This is a genomic window from Methylorubrum sp. Q1 (assembly GCF_004683995.1).
GTDB lineage: Bacteria > Pseudomonadota > Alphaproteobacteria > Rhizobiales > Beijerinckiaceae > Methylobacterium.
On record NZ_SRHQ01000024.1, the window covers coordinates 1 to 24,896 of the forward strand.

Consider the following 24,896-nt stretch of genomic DNA (forward strand, 5'->3'; position numbering starts at 1 on the left):
CTGACGCCCGGCGCACGGAGAACGGCCGTGAGCTGGGCCATCGAGGAGAAGGGCTACTCGCAGCGTCGCGCCTGCGGGCTGATCGGCCTGGAGCCGAAGACCTACCGCTACGCCTCGACGCGAGGTGACGATGCGGCCGTGCGGGTACGCCTGCGCGGCCTGGCCGGCGAGCGCCGCCGGTTCGGCTACCGGCGCCTGCTCATCCTGCTGCGGCGGGAGGGCCTCACGCTGAACCACAAGAAGCTGTTCCGCCTCTATCGGGAAGAGCGGCTGTCGGTGCGCAGGCGGGGTGGGCGCAAGCGTGCCCTTGGCACGCGGGCACCGGCCGCCGCGCCGCAGGAGCCGAACCAGCGCTGGAGCCTCGACTTCGTCTCCGACACGCTCGACGACGGGCGGCGCTTCCGCATCCTCGTCGTGGTCGACGACTGCACGCGAGAGTGCCTGGCGCTGGTGGTCGACACGTCGCTGTCCGGCCAGCGCGTCGCACGTGAACTCGACCGGATCATCGCCGGCCGCGGCAAGCCGCTGATGATCGTCTCGGACAACGGCACCGAACTGACCTCGCACGCGATCCTGCGCTGGCAGGAGGAGCGTACGGTCGAGTGGCACTACATCGCCCCCGGCAAGCCGCAACAGAACGGTTTTGTCGAAAGCCTCAATGGGCGCTTGCGCGACGAGTGCCTGAACGAGCATCTGTTCCGGAGCCTGCCGGCGGCCCGGACCATCATCGAGGCGTGGCGGGTCGACTATAACACCTGCCGCCCGCACACGAGCCTCGGCGGGCTCACCCCGAATGCATTTGCAACCCGGTCCAAGCAGGACCAGAACCAGAACGGACTCTGGTTATGAACGGGGGCTAACAGGGGGCAAGGTCAACCAAGACCACGCCCACGGCCGGTGCGTGCACCGTTGCGCTGAAGAGCGCGGCCATCGCCACGATGCCGAAGGAAACGGGCGTCACCCCGAGGCCGGACAAGGCTTCAGGGAACACCATCTGCGCGAGCAGGCCGAAGGCCAGACCGATGCAGGTCGCCAGGGACAGGATCGGCGCGAAAATGCCACCCGGCGTGCCGACGGAATAACAGACAGCCGACGTGAAGAGCCGGGCGGCCGCCAGCATCAGGAGCACGCCCGCACTCGGGGTCAGAACGGCGATCTGTGAAATCACCTGCTCCCCGCCCGTCGCGGTGCGCGGGGCGAGGATCAGCAGAACGCCCACGAGCAGTCCGACCAGGGCAGGCCAGACATACGGGGCACGCTTCTGCCATGCGGCGGCGATGTCCAGCATCGCCAGGATGCATCGGTTGAAGAGCACGCCCACGGCACCCAGGATGATGCCCAGCACGGCGAAGGCCGGCAACGAAGCCAGCGCAGCCTCCCCGGCGGACAGCGGCAGGTCCGGTCGTTCGCCCGAAATGATCTGGGTCACCGCCGTTCCGGTGATCGCGGCCGCGAACACCCCCATGTAGTTCCGGAACGTGTAGGGGAACTGCTTGCGCGTTTCCTCGATGACGAACAGCACGGCCGACATCGGGGCATTGAAGGCGCAGGCGAGACCCGCCCCCGCGCCGGCCGCCAGCAGAGCCCGCCGATCGACCTCCCGCATCCGGAACATCTGGCAGGCCGCGAGCGCCGCCGAACCACCCATGTGAATGGTCGGTCCCTCGCGGCCAAGCACCAGGCCCGAGCCGATCGCCGCGATGCCGGCGATGAACTTCACCGGCAGCACGCGCTCCCAGCCCACATGCCGGATGCCGGCGATGGCCCCCTCGATCTCCGGAACCCCGCTCCCGCTCGCTTCCGGGGCGAAGCGCCGGGTGATGAACACGGCAAAGACCGTGGCCGCCATGGTGATGGCGGCGCTCGCCGCGACCAACCGCCAGCCCGCGATATGACCGGCCAGCCATGCCGGCCAATCGACGATCGTGTCGATGGCGAGGTGGAAGAGGCCGCCGAACACGCCCGTGAGGGCACCGGTGATCAGGGCCACGGCGACGAAGCGTGCCTGTTGCCAGGGCGTGGCGGGTTGATCTGCCGGCTTCATCCTCGCCCCTTCCTCTCGCTGATCGCCGGCAACCCCTGGACTTCACGCGGCCCGTCCCCGGAACGGATGTCTCGGCGGGACTCACCGAAGTCCCACGGAGGCGGTTTCGTGGGCGCCCGGACCACCGGTCAGGCGGGCTGACCCTGCTTCGCCTTCCCCTGTCTCGCGCGCTCGCGCAGGGTCTGGACCGTGACGTAGAGCATCGGCACGAGGAAGATGCCGATCGAACTGGCCGCGATCATCCCGCCGAAGACCGCGGTGCCGACGTCGCGACGGCTGATTTGGGCCGCACCGGTCGCGATCACGAGAGGGACGAGGCCGAGGATGAAGGCGATGGAGGTCATCATCACGGCGCGGAACCGCTGCTCGGCGCCGCGGATCGCGGCCTCCCGGATCGGCACGCCCGTCTCGCGCTGATCCTTCGCGAACTCGACGATCAGGATGCCGTTCTTGGCGGCAAGCGCGATCAGCACCACGAGCCCGATCTCGCTGTAGAGGTCGAGCGAAAGGCCGGCGAGCTTGACGGCCAGGTAGGAGCCGAAGGCGCCGACCACGACGGACAGGAGAACCGGAATGGGGATCGTCCAGCTCTCGTAGAGGGCAACGAGGAACAGGTAGGCGAACAGGAAGGCGAGGCCGAGGACGATCCAGGTCTGCCCGGAGGCCTGCTGCTCCTGATAGGCGGTCCCGGTCCACTCGTAGCTGTAGCCTTCCGGCAGGGTCCGGTCGGAGATCTGCTCCATCGCGGCCATCGCGGCGCCGGAGGAGATGCCGGGCGCCGGGCTGCCGTTCACGCTCACGGCGCGGACGTTGTTGTAGCGGGTGAGCACCTGCGGTCCGAGCACGATGCGCTCGCTCGCGACCGAACGCACCGGCACCATCTGGCCCGAGGCGCCGCGGACATAGATGTTCCAGATGTCGCGAATGTCGCCCCGGTTGTCCGCCTCGCCCTCCACGTTCACCTGCCAAGTGCGGCCGTAGAGGTTGAAATTGTTGACGTAGACCCCGCCGAGCGTGGCCTGGAGCGAACTGAAGACGTCGCTCATCGCCAGCCCGAGCACCTGTGCCTTGGTGCGGTCGATGTCGAGGAAGATCGAGGGATTCGACGCCGTGAAGGTGGAGAAGACGCGGGCGAGTTGCGGGTCGCGGTTCGCCGCCGCGGCGAGGCCCCGCACGACCGCATCGATCGCAGCCGGGTCCTGCCCCTCTCGCGCCTCGAGCACGTATTCGAAGCCGCCGCTCGTCGAGAGCCCGACGATGGGCGGAAGATTGAAGGGCCGCACCGTTGCCTGCCCGATCGTCGCGGCCGCCGCGTAAGCGCGCCCGATCAGGGCCTGGGCGGATTCCGCCGCGCTCCGGCGATCGGCGAAGGGTTTGAGCTGCGCCACCAGGAACGCGGAATTCGGCTCGGCCGCCCCGTCCAGAAGCGAGTAGCCGACGATCGCAAGCACCTGATTGACGCCGGGCATGTCCTTCAGGAGCCTCTCGACCTCCGCCGCGACCGCACTCGTGCGGGCCACCGAGGCGCCGTCGGGCAGTTGGACCGAGACGAAGAAGGCGCCCTGATCCTCCTCCGGGAGGAAACCGGCCGGCGTGACCCGCGAGAGGCCGAAGATGCCACCCGCGAACAGGAGAACCAGCACGAGCGAGAGAGCGGACACGCGGACGAGGCGGCGGACGCCCGCCGCATAGCGGTCCCGCACCCAGTCGATTCCGCCGAGCACCCGGCCCATGATGCCCCGCCGCGCGCGCGTGGGACGCAGGAACACCCCGCAGAGCGCGGGCGAAAGGGTCAGCGCGTTGATCGCCGAGATCAGCATCGCGGCGCTGATCGTGACGGCGAATTGCCGAAACAGCGTTCCCGACACGCCGGGGATGAAGGCGATCGGAACGAAGACGGACAGGAGGACGAGCGTGATGGCGATGATGGGGGCCGTGATCTGCGTCATGGCGAGCTTCGTCGCCTCGGCCGGCGACAGCTCCGGATGCTCCTCCATCACCCGCTCGACATTCTCGACGACCACGATGGCGTCGTCGACCACGATGCCGATGGCGAGCACCATCGCCAGGAGCGACACGGTGTTCGCCGAGTAGCCGAGCACGTAGAGCACCGCGAAGGTGCCGATGAGGCTCACCGGCACGGCGATGGCGGGGATCACCGTCGCCCGCAGGTTCCCGAGGAACAGGAACACGACGAGGACGACGAGGACGAAGGCCTCGGCCAGCGTCCGCAGCACCTCGGAGATGGTATCCTTCACGAAGGTCGTCGAATCGTGCACGACCACGTATCGCAGTCCTGCCGGGAAGCGCGCCGAAAGCTTTTCCAGGGTTGCCTTCACGGCGGTTGCGGTCCGCACCGCGTTGGCGCCGGGCACGAGATAGATGGCGACGGGAACGCCGGGCCGACCGTCGAGCCGGGATTCGCTGTCGAAGCTCTGCGCGCTGAGCTCCACCCTGGCGACGTCGCGGATTCGAACCACGGAGCCGTCGGGGTTCGTCCGCAGGACGATCGCGCCGAACTGTGCAGGCGTCGACAGGCGCCCCTGCGTCTGCACGTTCATCTGGATCTGCTGCTCGCTTGTGATCGGCGGCGCGCCGATGCGACCGACCGGCGCCTGAACGCTTTGCGCCCGGATGGCATCCACCACGTCCGACGGCGCGAGATTCAGGCTCGTCAGGCGATCCGTGTCGAACCAGATGCGCATCGAGTAGTTCATCCGCGCGAACAGGTTGGCCTGGCCCACTCCGGCCGTGCGCGAAATCTCGTCGAGTATGTTGATGATGGCGTAGTTCGTGATGAATAGCGGGTCCTGCGCGCCCGTCTCGCTGTAGAGGACGGCAAACAGCAGGATCGCGGAAGACTTCTTCTGCACCTTGAGCCCCTGCAGCTGCACCTCGGACGGGAGCTGCGACAAGGCCGACTGGACGCGGTTGTTGACGCTGACCGTGTTGATATCCGGGTCGGAGCCGAGGTCGAAACTCACCGCCAGGCTGTAGCTGCCGTCATTGGCACTCGTGGACTTCATGTAGATCATGCGGTCGACGCCGATGACCTGCGCCTCGAGCGGCTGGGCGACGCTCGCCTCGACGACCTCGGCCGAGGCCCCCGGATACATCCCCGACACACTCACCTGCGGCGGCACGATGTCTGGAAACTGCGCGACCGGGATCCGGAGCAGCGCCAGCCCCCCCGCGATCGTGATGATCAGCGCGATGACGATCGCGAGCCGGGGGCGGTCCACGAAGATTGCTGAGATCATGACACGCCTCGGGCTCGGTCGCCTGGGACAAACGAAGTGCGATCCGGGACGGGGGGCCGCGGAGCGGGGCAAGGAACGGAGCCAGGGACGGGGCCAGGGACGGAGCGAGGAAGGCGGCGTCCCATGCTGCGCTAGCGCCGGCGGCTCGGGCTGCCGCTCGCGTTCGGGCCGGCGCCGCTGGCTTCTCCGGTCGGAGCTTGTCCGGTCGGCGGCGAAACGGACGCAGCCGGGGCTGTGCGGCCAGCCGGCCCCGCGCTGTCCTCGTTCACGGCTGAATTCCGCATCATCCTCTGCAGAAGGGCGTCGGCGGGTTTGGGCAAGACCGTCTCGCCCGCGCGGACCCGCTGCAAGCCTTCGGCGATGACCTGCTCTCCGACCTTGAGGCCGCTCGTCACAGCCGCGAGCGTCGTACTCGACTGGCCAAGCTGAATCCGACGCTCCTCGGCCTTATTCCCTTGCCCGATCACGTAGACGTAGCTGCCCCGCTGGTCGGCCAGGACGGCGGCGCGGGGAATCGCGACCACCTCGACCGGCTCGACGCCCTCGAGGAACACGGTCACGAACTCGCCATCCGTGAGTTCACGAAGGGTGACCGAGTCGCGGGTTTGACCGAAGATCGGGGGATTCGGCAGCACGCCGCGAAGCAGGATCGTGTCCGTATTCGTCGCGATGGTGTTGTTGACGAAATTGAGCTTCCCGGTGTGGTCGTAGAAGCGGCCGTCCGGCAGTTGCGCCCGGATCAGGACAGCGCCGAATCCGCCCGTCGGCCCATAGCGCGCTCTCAGATTGATCGCTTCGCGGACCGGCACCGGAAACGTCACGAACATCGGGTCCTGGCTGACGATCGTCGTCAGCACCCCGGAGCTCGGCCCGACGACGTTGCCGATCGTCAGGGACGTGCGCCCGATCTGGCCCGCAATCGGCGCTCGGATCTCCGTGTAGCCGAGATTGATTTGCGCCGTGTCGAGCTGGGCTTGTGCGGCTTGGAGCTGCGCCTCCAAGGCAAGCTCGTTCGCGAGGGCCGCGTCGTAGGTCGATTGCTGCCCGGCCGGCCCGCCGAGCAGGGTTCTGGCGCGCTGCGTCGTGAGACGCGCGTTTCCCAATTGCGCCTCAACCTGCGCAATCTGCGCCTTCTGAGCGGCCACGGCCGCCTGGAACGGGCCCTGCTCGAGACGATAGAGGAGCGTTCCTTCCTCGACGTCCGTGCCCTCGACGAAGAGCCGCTTCTCGATGAACGCCGTCACCCGGGCAACGATGTCGACACGCTGCTTCGCCTCGATGCGGCCGATGAACTGCTCCGTCTGGGTGATCGGCTCCTTGCGCGCGGCGATGATGCCGACGACCGGTGGGCCCGTCGGCTCGGCCTGCGCAAACGCCGTCGAAATGGCGGGCGGGCACGAGGCGGAGAGCGTCGCAGCGGCCACCCAGACCCGGAGCTTGAACATGCCGGTCATCGTCATGTTCGCCTCCAGGGGATCGTCCACCGACGCCCGACGAGCGGCCGAAAGCCCTGACCGCCGCGACCCGTCGTCGGCGACGTGCCGGGGGGGCGGGGCGGGGCCGTTGGCGCGGCACGCTCGGAGCCTTGCACGGCCCGATGCCCGTCGCGCGCATCCTCAATGGCGGAAGGCCCCAGGCTCGAACCCTGTGCCTCTTCGCAGACACGGACACCGAATGTGCCGCCCCGAACGCGTGATCCGGGACGACACGAGGGATGCGCGCGCTGCATCATCTGTCCAGACATCAGCGAATGTGTTTTCAAGCGATGCTCGAGCCTTATCCGGCCCGATTGCATCCGGCCGGCGTCTCTAGGTCATTGTTTCAACGCGCTTTCTTTCGCAGAACCGGCGTCCACTTCGTCGGAAAGCGCTCTCAAGCATCGTCCTGTATACCTGATCCAGGACGATGCTTGAGGCTCCTGTTTTTCGCATCATCTTTTTTCCGAAAGCCGGCAACCACCTTTCGGGACGATGCTCTAGAACGACGGCTTATTGCCGATGCATTTGCATCGCTTCGATTTCAGAATCCGGCAGCGGCCGCTGCAGCAATCCCTCGCACTGCGTCCGAGCCATCCATTGCCGCGACACTCGATATTCATGTCGCGCGTCGTCATGATCTGTCCCGGCCGGCTCAGCGCCATCGTGGATGTATAGATACTTACTCCCATCATCATCGCTGGAATAGCGACGAGCATTGCAACGCTTCGCATGGCGCATCCTCCATCAATATTGATCGATTTGTGGCCGTTGATTTGGCGTAGCAACCAATTTTACTATAATACGATCTTTATGAACTATAAAACACTATCCATTGACATGAATGACTTCGTACCGTGCCGGATGTTCAGGGAATCCTGAACGCCGGTCGAAGGAGGAAAGCGGACCGGGTCAGGGTTTGAACCGGGCCTCTTCGTCAGGACGGGCGACGACGGCGACGTGTCTATCCATATCGGCGCCGGCGAACGGATCGAATTGAGGCATGGTCAACCTCCGCAAGACCGGGAGTATAGCCGAGACGGGCAGGCCAGCACCTTGACGGTGATCAATCCAATTCCTGCACGCCCCCACCCGAGATCGTCAGGATCTGACCGCTGATCCAAGAGGCCGCGGGCGAGCACAGGAACTGGGCTGCTCGGGCAATGTCCTCGGGCTCGCCGAGACGCCCCAGCGGCGTGTGCCGCAGCATGAGCGTTTAGGCTTCAGGCGTCAGGACGCTGGCCAAGGCATCGGTGCGGATCGCTCCCGGTGCGATGGCGTTCACCCGAATACCCTGCGGGCCGAGGTCGAACGCCATGTTCCGGGTCAGGTGGTTCACCGCCGCTTTCGACGAGCCGTAGGAGGTCATCCGGACGTTCTTGTTCTCACCGGCCATGGACGAGATGTTGAGGATCGCGCCACGTCCCTCGGCTGCCATCGGCTGTGCAGCCAGTTGCGACAGGCGGAAGGTCGAGAAGAGATTCAGCTCGAAAGCCCAGCGGAAATCCTCCACGGGCATGTCGAAGGGTTTCGGTCCTCCACCGCCGGCATTGTTGACCAGGATTGTAAGTGCACCGAAATGGTCGATCGCAGCCTGCACGGCGGCCTTCAGGTCCTCCTCCTTCGTGACGTTGCAGCCGATCCCGACGGCCCTCCCGCCCGCCTTCACGATGCCAGCAGCGATGGTCTGGGCCGCATCAATGGCGATGTCGCTGACGACGACGGCCGCGCCGGCAGCGGAGAAGGTCTCGCAGATCGCCCGGCCAATGCCGGCGCCGCCTCCCGTCACCAGAGCGACCTCACCCTCCAGGCCGAAACATCTGAGATTGTCCATGCATCGCCTCTCGCGGCGGGTCATTCTTTGCGAGTCTCACGCCCGGCACGATCAATACGTGCCGGCACCCCGCACTGTCCGGACGGAAGAATCGAGAGACAGAATTGCAGCGTGTCGATGGGCCGATGGCGCGATGCTCACGTCATCCTGCCCACGACCGTGGTTGCCGCCGCACAGCTCCGGCGTGCCGGTCAGCCCCCGTGCCCTTCATCGCAGAGGACCGTTCCCGACGGGGCGTGTCCGACGAAGCGCCGATCAGGTCGATTTCAGCAGCCATCGAAGCGGGAGGGCGATGAGCGTCAGGCTGACGACACTCATCGTCCAGAGCAGAACGAACCAGCCGATCCGACGGAACTTGCCGGTTATCGTCGCCCTGCGAACCCGCGCGGCGTCGGGCACGAAGGCAGGCTCCGCCGTCGGCTGATGACGACCCATCAATGATACCCGGATTCCGGTGTGACCTTGCCGCGGAACAGCCAGTAGACGTAGGCCGTGTAGCCGAGCACCATCGGGACCAGCACCACCGCACCGGCGAGGAGAAAGGCTTGGCTGCTCGGATGCGTGGCCGCAGCCCAGATCGAGATGTCCGGGGGCACGATCATCGGCCAAAGGCTGATGGCGAGCCCGATGTAAGAGAGCAGGAAGAAGCCGAGCGCGCAGAGGAAGGGCATGATCTCCTCCCGCCGCTCCAGTGAGCGCTGGAAGCGGAGCGCCAGCAGCCCGACGAGCACGGGCACCGGCGCACCGACGAGGATGCCGGGGAAGGAGAGCCAGTGCTCGCGGAAGGGAGCGCTGAGGACGAGCATCGTGAGCGAGATGATGGCGATCAGGAGCAAGGTCGCCAGGCCCAGAGGGCGGGCGAGGCGGTAAGCGCGGATCTGCAACGCGCCCCCCGTCTTCCAGATGAGCCAGCATGCACCCAGGAGCGCGTAGCCCACCACCAGCGCCACGCCGGTCAACAGAGAGAAGGGGGTGAGCCAGTCCCACCAGCCGCCGGCATAGGCCCGCCCCTCGACGCGGATGCCCTGGACGAGGGCACCGAGCGCGATGCCCTGGCAGAAGGCCGCCACGTAGCTGCCCCAGGAGAAGGCCCGGTCCCACCAGAGCTGCCCCCGAACTGTCACCATGCGGAAGCGCATCTCGAAGGCGACGCCGCGGAAGACGAGAGCGAGCAGCATCAAGATCAGCGGCATGTAGAGCGCCGGCAGGATCGTCACGTAGGCCAGCGGGAAGACCGCGAAGAGCCCGCCGCCGCCGAGGATCAGCCAGGTCTCGTTGCCGTCCCACACGGGGGCGACGGAGTTCACCATCACGTCCCGATCGGCCTTGGCGGACATGGCCGGGAACAGGATGCCGATACCGAGATCGAACCCGTCCATCGCGACATAGAGGAACACGGCGGTCGCGATCAGGAAGGCCCAGATCAGCGTGAGGTCGAGAGACATCGAAACGGCTTCCTTCACTCAGCGGGCTGGGCATTCGGAGCGGCGAGCGCCGGGGCCGGGGTAATGCCGGCGGTGCGCACCGGCTGACCGGTGGGCAGACCCGTCTCGTGCGGTCGCGGTGGCTGATTGAAGAGGTGCAGAAGGAACCAGATGCCGGCCCCGAACACGACGAAGTAGACCACGGCGAACGCGGCCAGCGAGGTCGCGACCGCGGGGGCGGCGATGGGTGAGACGCTGTCGGCGGTGCGCAGCAGGCCGTACACCGTGAAGGGCTGACGCCCGGATTCCGTCACCACCCAGCCCGCCGTGACGGCAACGAGGCCGGACGGGCCCATCGCGACCGCGCAGCGGTGCAGCCATCGCGACGTGTAGAGCCGTTCTTTCCAGCGCAGATAGAGGGAGGCCACGCCCAAGGCGATCATCAGGAAGCCGAGCCCGACCATGACCCGGAAGGCCCAGAACACCAGGGGCAGGTTGGTCGGCCAGGTGTCGCGGGGCAGGGCCTTCAGCCCGCGCACCTCGGCGTTCAGGTCGTGGGCGAGATACAGGCTCGCGAGCCCCGGTATGCCGATCGCCCAACGCGTCGTCTCGGCCTGCGCGTCCGGCCAGCCGAACAGGATCGAGGGCGCGCGCCGCTCGCTGTCGAAATGGCCTTCCATCGCCGCGACCTTGGCGGGTTGGTAGTGGTAGGTGTTGGCCCCATGCAGATCGCCCAGGACGAGTTGGACGGGGGCGACGATGGCCGCCATCCACATCGCCATCGAGAACATCAGGCGGGCGCGCGGGTTCGAGCGGTCGCGCAGGAGATGCCACGCCCCCACCGCGCCTACGATCATCGCGGTGGTCAGGTAGGCGGCGGTGACGGTGTGGGCGAAACGGTAGGGGAAGGACGGGTTGAAGACCGCCGCCCACCAGTCCTGAGGGGCGAAATGGCCGTTGGCGTCGAGCACGTAGCCCGCCGGCGTCTGCATCCAGGAATTGGCCGACAGGATCCAGAAGGCCGAGGTCAGCGTGCCCACCGCGACGAGGCAGGTGGCCAGGAAATGAAGGCGCGGGCCCACGCGCTCCAGACCGAACAACATGACTCCGAGAAAGCCCGCCTCCAAGAAGAAGGCCGTCAGAACCTCGTAGCCCAGAAGAGGACCGAGAATCGGCGCCGTCTTGTCGGAGAAGACCGACCAGTTGGTGCCGAACTGGTAGCTCATGACGAGACCGGAGACGACGCCCATGGCGAACGCGATGGCGAAGATCTTGAGCCAATACCGGTAGGCATCGAGATAGATGCCGCGCCCGGTGGCGAGCCAGAAGGCTTCGAGCACGGCAAGGAAGCTCGCCAGCCCGATGGTGAAAGCCGGAAATAGGAAATGCCAAACGACCGTAAAGGCGAATTGGGTCCGAGCGAGATCGAGTGCGCTGGGGAGGTAATGGTCCGGCATCTCTGAAACTCGATCGGCGGAAGTGAAGTACGAAGCAAATTTGAAACGACGCACCCACGGCGGCTCACGCTACGGCGTCAAGTGTAACCCCGTCGGGATCGATTTTATGTTTTCGTCTGCTTGCGCGCCGTAATCATGAAACACGGCCCCATCAGCGCACATCCTCGATACCTCCTTAATGGAAGGCACCCGCAAAGTACGCCCCAACAGGGAAGCTCATCACGCTGAAGGCCGCATTGATCGAGATCAGGCGGGAGCGTCGCGGCCTCGATGATGGGTCCGCGCTGCGAGCCCCTCCCACAAGGGCCGCTCGAACGACGGCCTTCTGTAATCGGGCCTCCACGTCACGGGGCGTCGTGCTACCGCGCTTTTCAAAAGTACGCACTGGGGTGGAAAATCGTCAGTCCGCATCGGAAGAATCGGCTTACGCGAGGGGAGGCAGGTTCGTTGCCGCCATCGTGGACAATCGGAAGGCTGTCCTGGCGCTTCGGCAAGGTCGCTTTCGAGACGGATGGTCTGCGGTGCCCGACGTCAGAACCAGCCCATCGCCTGCTGAAGCCTTCAAGCACGCCAGTTTGCAGGCGCGGTTCGCCGATCCCCGTCGAACAATCGGCCGCCGTGCGGGGCCAATTCACTCTCCGCCAAAGCGATCACGGGACCTGGCTGACCGGCTTCGAAAAGCGCTCGAAACGCGGTATCGAAGCGATCCCCGAGTGCTTGGTCATTCTTCGCCAGCAGCCGCGGCACCCACTTTCCTGCGCCGCTCCAGTGGCCTCGGCCCCGTAACGCCAGCTCGGCCAGCTTGGGATAGAGCATGATGCCGATGGCCAGACGTTCGGGCGCGTTCCGTTCCCCTCGCAGATCATCGACCGCATCCGTGATCTCGTAGCGAAGCGCGTCCAGCTCGGCCTGCATCAACGCCGGTGGGCCAGCTCTCAACCTTATCGAGACGGATTCCCGGAGCGTTTCGGCCCGATCAAGGGCTCTACCGATGGCATGACCTTCCGCGATCATGTTGAGGATCGAGGGACGGCCCCGCGCGGCGTCATCGTTGACGAACCAGGCCAGCGTACCGGGATCGTGAATGAAGGCTTCCACCGGGACGCCTCTGGAGGTGAAGGACTCGCGGCGCGCGGCCTCTAGTGCGTCGAAGACGATAACGAGATCGATGTCGGACAGGTTCGTGCCCTCGCCTCGCATGATCGACCCGGCGACAAAGGCGAAGCAGGCGCTCGGATATCGCTCGCGTACTATGGCTCCGGCGATCGTCAGGGCTTCGGAAGGCGAGGGGCACGGGCGAACGCTCATGCCCTGGTTTATGTCCGCTTTCGAGCCGGCGACAATATGCCTGGGACGGTCGCAGGGGGGGTCGAGAGCTAGCATTCCCCGGTCGCGCTGGGCGCGCTCGGCGGTTGAGCCACTGCACACTTTGATCTCGCACCCACGGGGCTCTTGGCCTCTGTCCGTGGTCGGCACGGTGGCCGCCACATGATCGCGTTCCGATGAGAGGCAAGCCTATATGCGACAGTGGACTTGGCCCAAGGCCAGCACACCTGTCATTCCGGCTTAACCTCCCGCCCGTCCCCGTGAGGACGACCCTGCGAGGCCCGGCGCGCCCGGCCTCGATCCCTGCAAACCGTGAGACGCCTACGCGGCCGGGGCGACCGGAGCCTCCACCGCACCGAAGCGGAAGGTCGTGCCATCCACCCACATCCGGTGCATCACCACCGCCATCTTGCGCGCCAGCGCCACCGTCGCGCGCTTGCTGCCCTGGCGCTGGGCCACCTTCGTGGCCCACGCCTTCAGCCCGGACCACGTCTTCACCCGGTGCAGCATGACGTGCGCCGCCTCGAACAGCGCTGCCCGTGCCTCGCCGTCGCCGGCCGAGGTCTCGGCCAACGAGACATCCAGACCGGCGTAGTAGCGCACGACCCTGCTCCCGGAAGATCGGTCGCGGGCCTCACGCCGGCGGACCGGATTGAACCACCGAGCCGCTTGCCACGATCCGCGACGCAGGGAAGTCTGGCGAAGGCCCGTACCCGATCTGCTCAGTTCTGGCCGGGCCCTGACGGTCGTTACGTCAAGGCCGCACTTGTCCGGTAGAGCATGTACGCGGCGACCGTGAAGATGAGGGACGCGAAGATCCGATCGAGCGCGCCCTTCCGTCCGGCGAGACGGCAGGCGAGGCGCATGCCGACCCAGCCGCCGATGAGGCCACCGGCGATGTACTGGGCCGCGACCGGCCAATCGATCAGGCCCGAGAGGGCATAGTTCACCGCCGTCGCAAGGCCGAAGGCACCGACCGCGAAGAGTGAGGTGCCGATGGCGTTGATCATCGGCATCCCCGTCGCGAACACGAGACCCGGCACGATCAGGAAGCCGCCGCCGATCCCGAAGAACCCGGACGCCACGCCCACGGCCAGCGCCACCGCGGCCAGTCTCGGCGTGAAGGCGGGGGCGGGCGGCGCGGCGGCCACGGCACGCCCGGAGCCGTTGCGCGTGCCGGACCGCAGCATCAGCAGCCCGACGGCGATCATGATCAGGGCGAACAGGAAGAGCAGACGCTCGCCGTCGAAGGCCTTGCCCAGCGTCGAGCCACCGAGGGCGCCGACGACACCGAAGGCCGCGAACACCAGCGCGCTGCCCCAGCGCACGTTGCCCGCCCGCCAATGGCCGGTGAAGTTCGCCATGGCGCTGACCGCCACCGCGAGCGCGCCCGTCCCGATCGCGACGTGCGGCTGCCCCACGCCCACCACGTAGAGCAGGAGGGGGGTCGCCAGGATCGACCCCCCTCCGCCGATGAGGCCGAGGCTGAACCCGACGAAGCCGCCGGACAGGAAGGCGAGCACGACGCTCATCGCGGGGTTTGCTCCGGAGGATCCTGGCTCCGGCCGGTCGCTGCCGCGCCCGCCTGGGCGAACATGGCCGCCCCGCCATTCCGGCCCCGTCCGCTCGCCTTCCCGCGACGGGGACGGCGCTGCGGCTCGTCCGAACCGAACATCTCGTGCAGGATCTCGACGAGCTCGACCGCACGGGGCGCCGTCAGCGTGTAGAAGACCGTCTTGTGCTCGCGGCGGGTCGAGACCAGCCCGGCCTCGCGCAACTCGCCCAGATGCTGGGAGAGGCTCGGCTGGCGGATGCCGAGTTCGCGCTCCATTTCGGCCACGGAGCACTCGCCGTCGAACAATCGGCTGAGGAGGCGCAACCGTCCCGGATGGGCGAACACCTTCAGGAGGTCGGACGCCTCCCGAGCCTTGTCCTCGGGAAGAGAGGCCGCCGGGCTCATTCCCACACCGCCCCTTCCAGGGCGTTGAGCGGAAACTTGAGATAGCGCCTGCCGTTCGCCTCGGGCTCCGGCAGCCGGCCGCCGCGGATGTTGACCTGCAACGCGTGCAGGATGAGCTTGGGCATCGGCAGAGTGGCGTCGCGCGCCTCTCGGATGCGCACGAACTCCGCCTCGGTGCGCGCCGCGACCATGTGGGTGTTGGCCGCTTTCTGCTCGGCGACGGTGCTTTGCCAGCGCGCCTCGCGGCCGCCCGGCCGGTAATCGTGTCCGGTGAAGATGCGCGTGGCGTCCGGCAGCGCGAGGATGGCCTGGATCGAGCGCCAGAGCGCGACGGCGCTACCGCCGGGAAAATCGGCCCGCGCGGTGCCCGAATCCGGCATGAACAGGGTGTCGTGCACGAAGGCGGCGTCGCCGATCACGTAGGTGACGGAGGCCAGCGTGTGGCCGGGCGAGAACAGGACGCGGGCCGGCACCTCGCCGACCGAGAAGACGTCGCCCTCCGCGAAGGTCCGGTCCCATTGGGAGCCGTCGGTCGGCAGGTCCGGGAAGCCGTAGAGGGCATTCCAGAGCTTCTGAACCTCGACGACCCGCTCGCCGATGGCGGTTGGGGCCCCGGTGCGCTCCTTCAGGTATTGAGCGGCCGAGAAGTGGTCGGCGTGCGGGTGCGTATCCAGGATCCATTCGACCGAGAGCCCCGCCGCGCGCACGTAGTCCAGGATCTCGTCGGCGCATCGCGTCGCGGTCGCCCCCGACTTCTCGTCGAAGTCGAGCACGGGATCGACGATGGCGCAGCGCTTCGTCCGCGGACACGAGACCACATATTGGATGCTGCCCGTTCGCCGCTCGTAGAACCCCCGGACGATGGGGGGCGGGCCGCCCGTCTCCGTCATGGTCACAAGGTTCCCGTTCGAAAGTACCAGTCGCCGGCCTCGCCCTCCGGGCGGGCGGCGGCTCCGTGGAACGTCAGCGGCGGCGCGACGAGGATCGGGTCGCCCGGCCGCCAAGCCTCCGGCGTGACGACGTCCGCCTCGTCGGTGACCTGAAGCGCGGCGACGAGGCGCAGGATCTCCTCGACGCTGCGCCCGACCGTCATCGGGTAGGTGGTGGAGGCCCGGATGATCCCGTCCGGATCGATGACGAAGGTCGTCCTCACGGTCGCGCTCGACACGGCGCCCGGCGGAAGCATGCCGTAGGCGCGTGCGATGGCCATGGAGGGATCCTCCAGCATCGGGAACGGAACGCGGACGCCGAAGCGCTCCTCGATGTTGTGCGCCCAGGCGAGGTGCGACGACAGGCTGTCGACCGAGAGGCCGAGCAGGTCGCAATCCAGCGCCTGGAACCGGGGATGGGCGCGCGAGAAGGCGAGAAACTCGCTCGTGCAGACCGGCGTGAAGTCCGCCGGATGGGAGAACAGGACCAGCCAGCGACCGCGGTAATCCTCGAGCGTCCGCTCGCCCATCGTCGTGCGCGCCCGGAATCCCGGAGCGGGATCGCCCATCACCGGGGGGCAAGCCGGCCGGTCGGTCGCCCTGTCGGACGCTTCAATATGTGAAATCATATATCGATTTCCCTGGCTCTTCGCCCGTACAGAGACAGATAGCGCCCGTATTGCACCAGTGTCAATATTTGATATGCTTTGAGGAATCAAATCAATATGTAATTTTATATATTGACGGAGCCGTCGATGGACGCCCATCACATCACGAGCGACTTGGCCGTCGCGCCACAGATCCGGCCTGACGACATCCCGGCGGTCGCGTCCGCCGGGTTCCGGTCGATCCTCTGCAACCGCCCCGACGCCGAGGCCCCCGACCAGCCGAATTTTCGTGAGATCGAGCGGCTGGCCGGGCAGGGCGGCATCGTCGCCCGCTACCTGCCGGTCACGTCGGGCCGAATCACCGACGCGGACGTCGCGGCCTTCGAGGCGGCGGCGAACGCCCTGCCGAAGCCGGTGCTTGCCTATTGCCGCACCGGCACGCGCTCGGCGACGCTCTGGTCGCTCGCCGAGGCGCGGCGGGGCCGCGCCGTGGCGGAGATTCTGGCGGCCACGACGGCCGCGGGCTACGACCTGAAAGACGCGGCTCCCCGGATGGCGGCACAGGGCGGCGCGGCGACCGAGGCAACCGAGAAACGGTTCGCGATCGTCGTCGTCGGCGGCGGCGCGGCCGGCATCGCGGTGGCCTCAAGCCTGAAGGCGCGCAAGCCCGACCTGGAGGTCGCCGTGATCGACCCGGCCGACATCCACTACTACCAGCCCGGCTGGACGCTGGTGGGCGCCGGCGTGTTCGACCAGGCGGTGACCGCCCGGACCATGGCGTCTCGGATCCCGGACGGCGTGACGTGGATCAAGGCCGGCGTTGTCGCCTTCGAGCCCCAGAGGAAGGCCGTGATGCTGGAGGACGGCCGGACCATCGGCTACGACCGCCTCGTCGTCGCCCCCGGACTCAAGCTCGACTGGGACGGAATCGAGGGGCTGGTCGAAACGCTCGGCCGGAACGGGGTCACCTCGAACTACCGCTTCGACCTCGCGCCCTATACCTGGGAACTGGTCCGGAACCTCGGCGGAGGACGGGCCGTGTTCACCCAGCCCCCCATGCCGATCAAGTGCGCGGGCGCCCCGCAGAAGGCGATGTATCTCTCCGCCGACCATTGGCGGCGCGCGGGCCGCCTGAAGGAGATCGGGATCGACCTCTTCACGGCGACCCCGGGCCTGTTCGGCGTGAAGGAATACGTGCCGCCCCTGATGGAGTACGTCCGGCGCTACGACGCGAAGTTGCACTTCCGTCACAACCTCACGCGCATCGACGGCTCGGCCAAGCGCGCTTGGTTCACCTGCACGGCCGAGGACGGGACCCAATCGACGGTCGAGACCGCGTTCGACATGATCCATGTCGTTCCGCCCCAGCAGGCCCCCGATTTCGTCAGGGAATCCCCCCTGGCGGATCCGAGCGGCTGGGTCGAGGTGGACCCGGCGAGTCTGCGCCACAAGCGCTTCGCCGACGTCTACGGGCTGGGCGACGCCTGCAGCGCGCCGAACGCCAAGACCGCCGCCGCGGCGCGCAAGCAGGCGCCGGTGGTGGCGCACAACCTGCTGCGCGACATGGGCTTCGTCGAGGGGCCGGATGCCATCTACGACGGCTACGGCTCGTGCCCGCTCACCGTCGAGCGCGGCAAGATCCTGCTTGCCGAGTTCGGCTATGGCGGCACGCTTCTTCCCAGCTTCCCGTCCTGGCTCCTCGACGGCACGAAGCCGAGCCGGGCCGCGTGGCTGCTCAAGGAGCGCATGCTCCCGCCCCTCTACTGGCACGGCATGCTCAAGGGGCGCGAGTGGATGGCAAAGCCCAAGCGGGCGGTTTGAGCGGGCATCACCAAGGGGTCATCAAGGCCGTCGCTTGCGTCGATGCGCAGACCGATCCCGGCTTCAGAGCCAAGTTGTGAAGTCACCATAGAACACGCAAGACGTCATTCGCGCGACATAGCTAAGCTTGCTTACACAAATCAATCCACAGACGGCCCATCGGACTTTTTCCGATCACGCATCTTTTTGCAGAACCCTTTTGTCATTTGCGACGTTTCGAGCGTCTCAAGTTTCGGAGGGAACGCCATGAAGACGATTGCAATGGGTCTTGCCGCGCTGCTGATGAGCACGTCGGTCTACGCTCAAAGCGCCGCGACCGGTGGGTCCGAGCGCGGCGGCATGCGGGCCGGTGCCGAGCAGTCCGGCGGGCAAACCGGGATGTCGGGCAGCGAGCGCGGCGGCATGGGCGCCAAGGGCAGCGAGGCGCGCTCGGGTGGAAACGCCATGGGCGGTGAGCGCAGCGCCGCCCGGAACGACCGGGACGGCGGCGAAGCCGGTCGGGGTGGGGCGGATCGCAGTGAGATGGCGCGCGGCGAGCGTGGTTCGGAGCGCGGCATGAGCGGCCGAGCCGGCCGCGATACGGCCGAGCGCGCCGAGCGGAGCGACCGGTTCCAGGATCGCAGCCACGACCGCACGCATGTCAGCAGCCGCACCGATGTGCGCTCCACCACCGTCGATGGCGGCTATCGCCGCGAGGGCCGGTACGTGTTCATCGGCGGCCGACGGGTCGTGTACGGTTCGCCCGAGTATCGCCGCCTGATCGTCACCGAGCGCCGCAGCACCGGCCCGCGCCGCTACGTCACCATCCGCGGCCAGCGCGTGATCTACGGCTCGCCGGAATATCGCCGCCTCGTCAGCGTCGGCGAGACGCGCCGCTATGTGACGATCCGGGGCCAGCGCGTCGTGTACGGCTCGCCCGAGTACCGCCGCCTCTCCACCACCGTCTCGACCCGCGAGCGGCGCGGCGACACGGTCAATGCGGGCTTCCGCGAACGCACCGAGGTGCGTGGGTCGGAGACCCGCACCGATCTGCGCAGCCGCAGCAGCGAGACCCGCGGCAGCGAGCGCAACGCGATGCGTGCCTCGGATCAGGCGCGCGGGGCCGAGCGCGGCGGTCGCTCGATGGAGCAGGGCCGCAGCGGCGAGGGCACGCGCAATGTCGGCATGCGCGGCGAGGGGAACGAGCGCGGCGGCGTCCGCAACGCCTCCGAGCCGGGCGGCGGCATGGGCAACACGGGCGGCAACCGCGGCAGCGCGCAGCGCGGCGGGATGCCATCCGGCGCGCGCGGCGGCACCGAGGGCGGCGCCGGCATGAGCGGCCGCTGATAGGCGGGATTCCAAAGGGCTCATCCCTTTGGCGAGGTGCCGGGGCAGAGCCCCGGCATTCCACTCAACTTGTCGACGACCGTCCCAGAAAGTCGATCAGCGCCGCATTGACCGCCTCCGGCGCGTCGTGCTGCACCCAATGGGTCGCCTGCGGAAAGCGCTGCAGGCGGCCCCGCTCGCACAGGCCCAGGCTCGCCTCGGCCAGGCCCGTCTGGAGCGCCTGATCGCGCTCGCCCCACAGGATCAGCGTCGGCGCCGTGACCTTCGGCGGGTGCCGCTCGCGGGGCAGCTGAGCGAGCGCCCGATACCAGTTCAGCATCGCGGTGACCGCGCCGGGGCGCAGCCATTCGCGCGCATAGACGTCGAGGTCGGCCTCGGTGAAGATGCCGGGCGCGCTCGACCGGCGCATCAGGGCCCGCAGGAGGCGGCCCTCCCGCGCCGTCAGCACCCGTTCGGGCAGCAGGGGAAGCTGGAAGAAACCGGCATAGGCGCTGCGCAGGGCCTGCCCCGGATGGCGCCGGAGATAGGGGCCGAACACGCCGGGATGGCAGGCGTTCAGCACGGCGAGCCGCTCGACCCGCTCGGGGTGGAAGCTCGCGACCCAGAACGCGACGAGCCCGCCCCAATCGTGCCCGACGAGGTTGAAGCGCGCGAGCCCGCAGGCATCGGCGAGCGCGATCACGTCCTGGGCGAGCCGGTCGAGGTGGTAGGCGGCGATGCCCTTGGGGCGGTCGCTCAGGCCGTAGCCGCGCTGATCGGGGATGAGGAGGCGCAGGCCGCTGCCCGCAAGCGGCCCGATCTGATGCCGCCAGCCGAACCAGAATTCCGGAAAGCCGTGCAGCAGGATCGTCGGCGCCCCGTCCGCCGGCCCCGCCTCGGCGACATGCAGCCGCAGACCGCGGAGGTCGATGTGGCGGTGGCTGACGGCGGGATCGGGCATGGGTGCAGGGATACTCGCGCAGGGTCGATGGAGATTCCGGTGCTTGGCCAACCCGGCAGGGCCGGCGCGGTTCGGGCGCGGCGCCAACCGGGGCGGAAGCGGCTATAGGTAGCGTCCGATCACGGGAGACGCCCTTCCCCGATGCCGCTGCTTCGCTGCCTTCTCGCGCTCGTCTGCCTGTGGCCGGCCCTGCTGTGGTCCTGCCTCGCGGCGGCACGGCCCTTCACCGACGCCGCCGGGCGCCGGGTCGAGGTGCCGGAGCGCGTGCTCCGGGTGCTCGCCGCCGGCCCGCCCGCGGCGGTGCTGCTCTCCACCCTGGCCCCCGACCGGATGATCGGCTGGCCGCGGGCGCCGAGCCCGGAGGAGCGCGAATTCCTCAACCCCGCCCTGCGCGACCTGCCCGCCACCGGGCGGCTGACGGGGCGGGGCGGCAGCGCCAATGTCGAGGCGGTGCTGGCGCTCAAGCCCGACCTCATCGTCGATGTCGGCAGCACCGCGGCGACCTACGCCTCCCTGGCCGACCGGGTGCAGGCGCAGACCGGCATTCCCTACGTGCTGCTCGACGGGCGCTTCAAGGCGACGCCCGAGACCTACCGCACCCTCGGGGCCTTGATCGGCGCACCGGAAGAAGGCGAAGCGCTCGCGGGCGAGTCCGAAAAAATCCTGAAGGGGGTGGCCGCAGCGGTGGCCGCGGTGCCGGAAGACAAGCGCCCGCGGGTCTATTACGGCCGTGGCCCCCGCGGGCTGGAGACGGGCCTGTCCGGCTCGATCAACACCGAGATCATCGAGGCGGCGGGCGGGCGCAACGTGGCCGGCGCCGGGGCGGGCGGGCTCGCCGCGGTCTCGCCCGAGCAGGTGCTGGTCTGGAATCCGGACGTGATCATCGCCCTCGATCCCGATTTCCCGAAGCTCGCCGCCGCCGACCCGCTCTGGAACGGGCTGAAGGCGGTGCGCGAGGGGCGCGTCCACGCGGTGCCAACGCTGCCCTTCGGCTGGGCCGATGCGCCGCCGGGGGTCAACCGCCTGATCGGCCTGCGCTGGCTCGCCGGCCTGTTCTTCCCCGAGCAGTTCCCGCAGACGCTCGGCGACGCCGTGCGCGACTTCTACAAGCGCTTCTACCGGGTCGAGCTCACGCCCGAACAGCTCGACCGCCTCCTGCGCGACGCCGCCGGACCGGGGCCGACCCGGTGAGCGAGGCCGCGAGCGCCGCTCAGGCCCGACCCGTATGGCGCCGCCTCCTCCCGCTGGCGGCCCTGGCCCCGGTCGCGCTGATCCTCCTCGTCCTGGTCTCGCTCGGCATCGGCCGCTACCCCGTGCCGCTCGCCGACGTTTTCGGGGTGCTCGTTGCCAAGCTCTTGGGCCAAGCGCCCGCCCTCGATCCCGCCGCGCAGACCGTGGTGCTGAACGTGCGCCTGCCGCGGGTGTTCGGCGCGCTCGTGGTCGGGGCCGGGCTCGCGGCGGCGGGAGCGACCTATCAGGGATTGTTCCGCAATCCCCTCGTCTCGCCGGACATCCTCGGGGTTTCGGCGGGGGCGAGCCTCGGCGCGGTGCTCGGCATCGTGCTCGCCCTGCCGGTGGCGGCGATCCAGGGGCTCGCCTTCGCCGGAGGGCTCGCCGCGGTCGGCGCCGTCTACGCCGTCGGGCTGGCGGTACGACGGCACGACCCGGTGCTGACGCTGGTGCTCGCGGGCGTCGCCGTGGGGGCGCTGCTCGGGGCCGGGATCTCCCTGCTCAAGGTGCTCGCCGACCCCTACAACCAACTCCCCGCCATCACCTTCTGGCTGCTCGGCAGCCTCGCCTCCGTGACTGCGAGCGACATCGCCGCGATCCTGCCGGCGATGGCCCTCGGCCTCGCCCCCCTGGTGCTGCTGCGCTGGCGCGTGAACCTGATGAGCCTCGGCGACGAGGAGGCGCGGGCGCTGGGACTGGAGACGCGCCGGCTCCGCCCGGTTCTGGTGGCGGGCGCGACGTTGGTGACCGCCGCCGCGGTCTCGGTGACGGGCGTCATCGGCTGGATCGGGCTGATCGTGCCGCATGTCGCCCGCCTGCTGGTCGGGCCGGATTTCCGCCGCCTGCTGCCGGCCTCAATGCTGCTCGGCGCGGGCTACCTCACCGCCGTCGATCTCCTGGCCCGCACGGTGGCCACCATCGAGGTGCCGCTCGGTATCCTCACGGCGCTCGTCGGTGCGCCGTTCTTTCTCTGGCTGCTGGCCGCGGGAAAGCGGGGCTGGGCATGATCCTGGAGATCCGCGATCTCGCCTTCGGCTACGGCGCCCGCGCGGTCGGCTCCGGCGTCAGCCTGACGCTTCGGGACAGCGAGGCGCTCTGCCTGCTCGGGCCGAACGGCGGCGGCAAGACCACCCTGTTCAAGACTCTGCTCGGGCTGCTGCGCCCGCTCGCCGGCCGCGTCCTGTTGGACGGCACCGACCTGTCGGAGCTACCACGCCGCGAAGTTGCAAAAAGAATCGCCTACGTGCCGCAGGCGCATGCCGCCTTCTTCCCCTTCACCGTGCGCGAGGTGGTGCTGATGGGCCGCGCCAGCCGGCTTGCCACCTTCGCCAGCCCCGGCCCGGCCGACCGCGCGGCGGCCGAGCGGGCGCTGGCGGCGCTGGGCATCGGCCACTTGGCCGAGCGCATCTACACCGAGATCAGCGGCGGCGAGCGCCAGCTCGCGCTGATCGCCCGCGCCTTGGCCGGCGAGCCGCGGCTCCTCGTGATGGACGAGCCGACGGCGAGCCTCGATTTCGGCAACCAGGCGCGGGTGCTGACCCAGGTGCGGCGCCTCTCTGCCACCGGCATCGCCGTGGTGCTCTCGACGCACGACCCCGGCCACGCCTTCCTCTGCGCCGACCGGGTGGCGCTGCTGCATGGCGGGCGCCTCGTCGCGCTGGGCCCTCCGGCGGAGACGGTGACGCCGGAGACCCTGCGGCTGCTCTACGGGGTCGAGGTCGCGGTGGTTCCGCTGCCGGGGCAGGGGCGGACGGTCTGCACGCCGCTGATCGGGTGAGCCGACCTCTCAGATCCCCGCGTACCAGGAAAATCCCATCTCCGAGACCATGCTGCCCCGGCCCTGGCCGAGCCCGTCCACCCGGTCGGTGGCCTCGATGCTGGCGAGATATTTCAGCGACTTGTAGCCGAGCTGGCGCTCGACCCGCAGGCGGACCGGCGCACCGTGGGCCACGGGCAGGGCGCCGCCGTTCATGCCGTAGGCCAGGATCGTCTGCGGGTGCAGGGCATCGAACAGGTCGTAGCTGTCCCACCAGCCGTCCACCGTGCGGATCACGATGAATCGCGCCTCCGGTTTCAGCCCGACGCTCGCCAGAACGTGGGAGAGCGGCACGCCGGTCCAGCCGCCGATGGCCGACCAGCCCTGCTCGCAACTATGCAGGGTCACCTGCGTGCGGGCCGGCATCGCCCTCAGCGCGGCGAGCGTGAAGGCGGCGGGCCGCTCCACGAGCCCGCTCACCGGCAGGCGCCAGTCGGAGAACCCGGACGCCTTCGAGCGCCGGTAATCGGGGTTGTCCGGATCGGTGGTGTTGATGGCGGGAAACACCGCCGAGATCGCCTCCGGCCCGAACTCCCGCACCAGCGGCTGGTCGCGCAGCAGGAAGCGCTGGGTGGCGAGGGTCAGGGTGTCGCTCAAGCCGTAGAGGCCCGGCCGGCGCGGGCCGTTCTCGATCAGCTCGCAACCGCCGAGAAGGCCGCCGACCCCCATGGCCGAGGAGCCGAGCATCAGCCGGCGGCGGGTGAGATCGCTCATCGCGGGTCCTCCTCCGGCGCCGCCGGCCCGGATTTCGGCCGGGCGGAGCGCCCGGTGATCATGCCCCGCATCAGGTCGAGCGGCCCGTTGGCGAGCACCTGCCAGACATGGATGAGGAGGAAGCCGACGAATCCGGCCGCCGACAGGAAGTGGATCGTGCGCGCCGATTGCCGCCCACCGAACAGGGTGAACAACTCGGGGTAAGCCGCCGTGACGCCGGGCGACATGGTGAGGCCGGAGAGCAGCATCACCGGCGCCAGCACGAGGATGACGGCGAGATAGGCGAGCTTTTGCAGAATGTTGTAGCGGTCGGCTCCCGCGGCACCCGAACCGGTGAGCCGCCAATGCGCGCGGATATCAGCCGCGATGTGCCGGGGGTGGAGCTGGTCCCGGTCGGGGGTCAGGCGGCGCAGGAGATGCCCGCTCGCCAGGGCGACGAGCCCGTAGAGCGCGCCGTTGAGGACGAAGATCCAGGCGGCGAGGAAGTGGAGATTGCGGCCCCAGCCGGTCTGTTCGAGGTTCACCGGCAGCGGCAGGACGATCCAGGCCGGGGCGTCGTTGGCCCCGGTCTCGCCCCAGAACAGCCGGGGCAGGGCGAGCAGGATGGCGAGTCCGCTGACGAGGAGCGCCAGGAAGGCGCCGGTGTTCACCCAATGGGTCAGGCGCACCCAGAGCGGATGGCGCGGGACGGCCTTTTCCGCACGCGCCGTCATCGCGTTCGTCATGGCCTGT

20 protein-coding genes and 2 pseudogenes are annotated in these 24,896 nt (G+C 68.6%); 6 read left to right on the forward strand and 16 right to left on the reverse strand.

Annotated elements, in window-relative coordinates:
• The coding region (locus tag E4V01_RS20065) for an IS3 family transposase (protein WP_135299549.1) at positions 1 to 849 on the forward strand (849 nt) is incomplete at its 5' end.
• A gap of 7 nt (positions 850 to 856) precedes the next feature.
• Here E4V01_RS20065 and clcA read toward each other — a convergent pair.
• From clcA to E4V01_RS20135, 13 genes and pseudogenes are all read right to left on the reverse strand, one after another.
• Positions 857 to 2,044, reverse strand: coding sequence for a H(+)/Cl(-) exchange transporter ClcA (clcA, locus tag E4V01_RS20070; RefSeq protein WP_245517621.1), 1,188 nt, complete (start codon positions 2,042 to 2,044; stop codon positions 857 to 859).
• 128 nt (positions 2,045 to 2,172) lie between these two features.
• Entirely contained in the window at positions 2,173 to 5,304 is a 3,132-nt protein-coding gene (locus tag E4V01_RS20075; protein WP_135299550.1) for an efflux RND transporter permease subunit, read from the reverse strand.
• 131 nt (positions 5,305 to 5,435) lie between these two features.
• A complete protein-coding gene (locus E4V01_RS20080; protein ID WP_135299551.1) occupies positions 5,436 to 6,764 on the reverse strand; it encodes an efflux RND transporter periplasmic adaptor subunit in 1,329 nt (442 codons plus the stop codon).
• Between the two features lie 1,081 nt (positions 6,765 to 7,845).
• Positions 7,846 to 8,613 (reverse strand): annotated as a pseudogene (gene hdhA, locus E4V01_RS20090) (7-alpha-hydroxysteroid dehydrogenase).
• Positions 8,614 to 8,868: 255 nt separating this feature from the next.
• Entirely contained in the window at positions 8,869 to 9,012 is a 144-nt protein-coding gene (locus E4V01_RS20095; protein ID WP_245517622.1) for a DUF2474 family protein, read from the reverse strand.
• A 35-nt stretch (positions 9,013 to 9,047) separates the two neighbouring features.
• Positions 9,048 to 10,058: a cytochrome d ubiquinol oxidase subunit II gene (gene cydB / locus E4V01_RS20100; RefSeq protein WP_135299553.1), complete on the reverse strand. Its 1,011-nt coding sequence runs from the start codon at positions 10,056 to 10,058 to the stop codon at positions 9,048 to 9,050.
• Positions 10,059 to 10,072: 14 nt separating this feature from the next.
• Positions 10,073 to 11,494 carry a cytochrome ubiquinol oxidase subunit I gene (locus tag E4V01_RS20105; protein ID WP_135299554.1) on the reverse strand — a complete coding sequence of 474 codons (1,422 nt, stop codon included), beginning with the start codon at positions 11,492 to 11,494 and terminating at the stop codon, positions 10,073 to 10,075.
• Between the two features lie 561 nt (positions 11,495 to 12,055).
• Complete coding sequence (locus E4V01_RS20110) at positions 12,056 to 12,802, reverse strand: nucleotidyltransferase domain-containing protein (protein WP_135299555.1); 747 nt, start codon at positions 12,800 to 12,802, stop codon at positions 12,056 to 12,058.
• A 339-nt stretch (positions 12,803 to 13,141) separates the two neighbouring features.
• Positions 13,142 to 13,384, reverse strand: a pseudogene (locus E4V01_RS20115) (IS110 family transposase); the annotation flags it as partial.
• A 185-nt stretch (positions 13,385 to 13,569) separates the two neighbouring features.
• Positions 13,570 to 14,352 carry a sulfite exporter TauE/SafE family protein gene (locus E4V01_RS20120; protein ID WP_135299556.1) on the reverse strand — a complete coding sequence of 261 codons (783 nt, stop codon included), beginning with the start codon at positions 14,350 to 14,352 and terminating at the stop codon, positions 13,570 to 13,572.
• A complete protein-coding gene (locus E4V01_RS20125) occupies positions 14,349 to 14,780 on the reverse strand; it encodes a helix-turn-helix transcriptional regulator (protein WP_135299557.1) in 432 nt (143 codons plus the stop codon). Before E4V01_RS20125 ends, E4V01_RS20120 begins: the two co-directional genes overlap by 4 nt.
• Complete coding sequence (locus E4V01_RS20130; RefSeq protein WP_135299558.1) at positions 14,777 to 15,670, reverse strand: MBL fold metallo-hydrolase; 894 nt, start codon at positions 15,668 to 15,670, stop codon at positions 14,777 to 14,779. The genes E4V01_RS20125 and E4V01_RS20130 overlap by 4 nt, the downstream gene beginning before the upstream one ends.
• Positions 15,671 to 15,672: 2 nt before the next feature.
• Entirely contained in the window at positions 15,673 to 16,338 is a 666-nt protein-coding gene (locus E4V01_RS20135) for a peroxiredoxin (protein ID WP_135299559.1), read from the reverse strand.
• A gap of 126 nt (positions 16,339 to 16,464) precedes the next feature.
• On the opposite strand from E4V01_RS20135, the gene E4V01_RS20140 reads away from it, so the two are divergent.
• Both E4V01_RS20140 and E4V01_RS20145 read left to right on the forward strand, forming a co-directional pair.
• Positions 16,465 to 18,138, forward strand: coding sequence for a bifunctional protein tyrosine phosphatase family protein/NAD(P)/FAD-dependent oxidoreductase (locus E4V01_RS20140; protein WP_135299560.1), 1,674 nt, complete (start codon positions 16,465 to 16,467; stop codon positions 18,136 to 18,138).
• A gap of 246 nt (positions 18,139 to 18,384) precedes the next feature.
• Positions 18,385 to 19,464 carry a hypothetical protein gene (locus tag E4V01_RS20145; RefSeq protein WP_135299561.1) on the forward strand — a complete coding sequence of 360 codons (1,080 nt, stop codon included), beginning with the start codon at positions 18,385 to 18,387 and terminating at the stop codon, positions 19,462 to 19,464.
• A 64-nt stretch (positions 19,465 to 19,528) separates the two neighbouring features.
• On the opposite strand, the gene E4V01_RS20150 is transcribed toward E4V01_RS20145, so the two are convergent.
• Positions 19,529 to 20,404, reverse strand: coding sequence for an alpha/beta fold hydrolase (locus tag E4V01_RS20150; protein ID WP_135299562.1), 876 nt, complete (start codon positions 20,402 to 20,404; stop codon positions 19,529 to 19,531).
• Positions 20,405 to 20,545: 141 nt separating this feature from the next.
• Between E4V01_RS20150 and E4V01_RS20155 the strand changes: the two genes are divergently transcribed.
• Genes E4V01_RS20155 through E4V01_RS20165 form a run of 3 tightly spaced genes read left to right on the forward strand, consistent with a single transcriptional unit; the run spans position 20,546 to position 23,411 of the window.
• Positions 20,546 to 21,595 (forward strand): iron ABC transporter substrate-binding protein, encoded by a 1,050-nt coding sequence (locus E4V01_RS20155; protein WP_135299563.1) that lies wholly within the window; start codon positions 20,546 to 20,548, stop codon positions 21,593 to 21,595.
• The gene (locus E4V01_RS20160; RefSeq protein ID WP_060771103.1) at positions 21,592 to 22,641 is read left to right on the forward strand and encodes an iron ABC transporter permease; all 1,050 of its coding nucleotides are present in this window, start codon (positions 21,592 to 21,594) and stop codon (positions 22,639 to 22,641) included. Before E4V01_RS20155 ends, E4V01_RS20160 begins: the two co-directional genes overlap by 4 nt.
• On the forward strand, positions 22,638 to 23,411 hold the full coding sequence (locus E4V01_RS20165; RefSeq protein ID WP_135299564.1) for an ABC transporter ATP-binding protein: 774 nt from the start codon (positions 22,638 to 22,640) through the stop codon (positions 23,409 to 23,411). Before E4V01_RS20160 ends, E4V01_RS20165 begins: the two co-directional genes overlap by 4 nt.
• 9 nt (positions 23,412 to 23,420) lie before the next feature.
• Here E4V01_RS20165 and E4V01_RS20170 read toward each other — a convergent pair whose 3' ends face one another.
• The gene (locus tag E4V01_RS20170; RefSeq protein ID WP_135299565.1) at positions 23,421 to 24,164 is read right to left on the reverse strand and encodes a molybdopterin-dependent oxidoreductase; all 744 of its coding nucleotides are present in this window, start codon (positions 24,162 to 24,164) and stop codon (positions 23,421 to 23,423) included.
• Positions 24,161 to 24,889 carry a cytochrome b/b6 domain-containing protein gene (locus tag E4V01_RS20175; protein ID WP_135299566.1) on the reverse strand — a complete coding sequence of 243 codons (729 nt, stop codon included), beginning with the start codon at positions 24,887 to 24,889 and terminating at the stop codon, positions 24,161 to 24,163. The genes E4V01_RS20170 and E4V01_RS20175 overlap by 4 nt, the downstream gene beginning before the upstream one ends.
• Between the last annotated feature and the right edge of the window lie 7 nt (positions 24,890 to 24,896).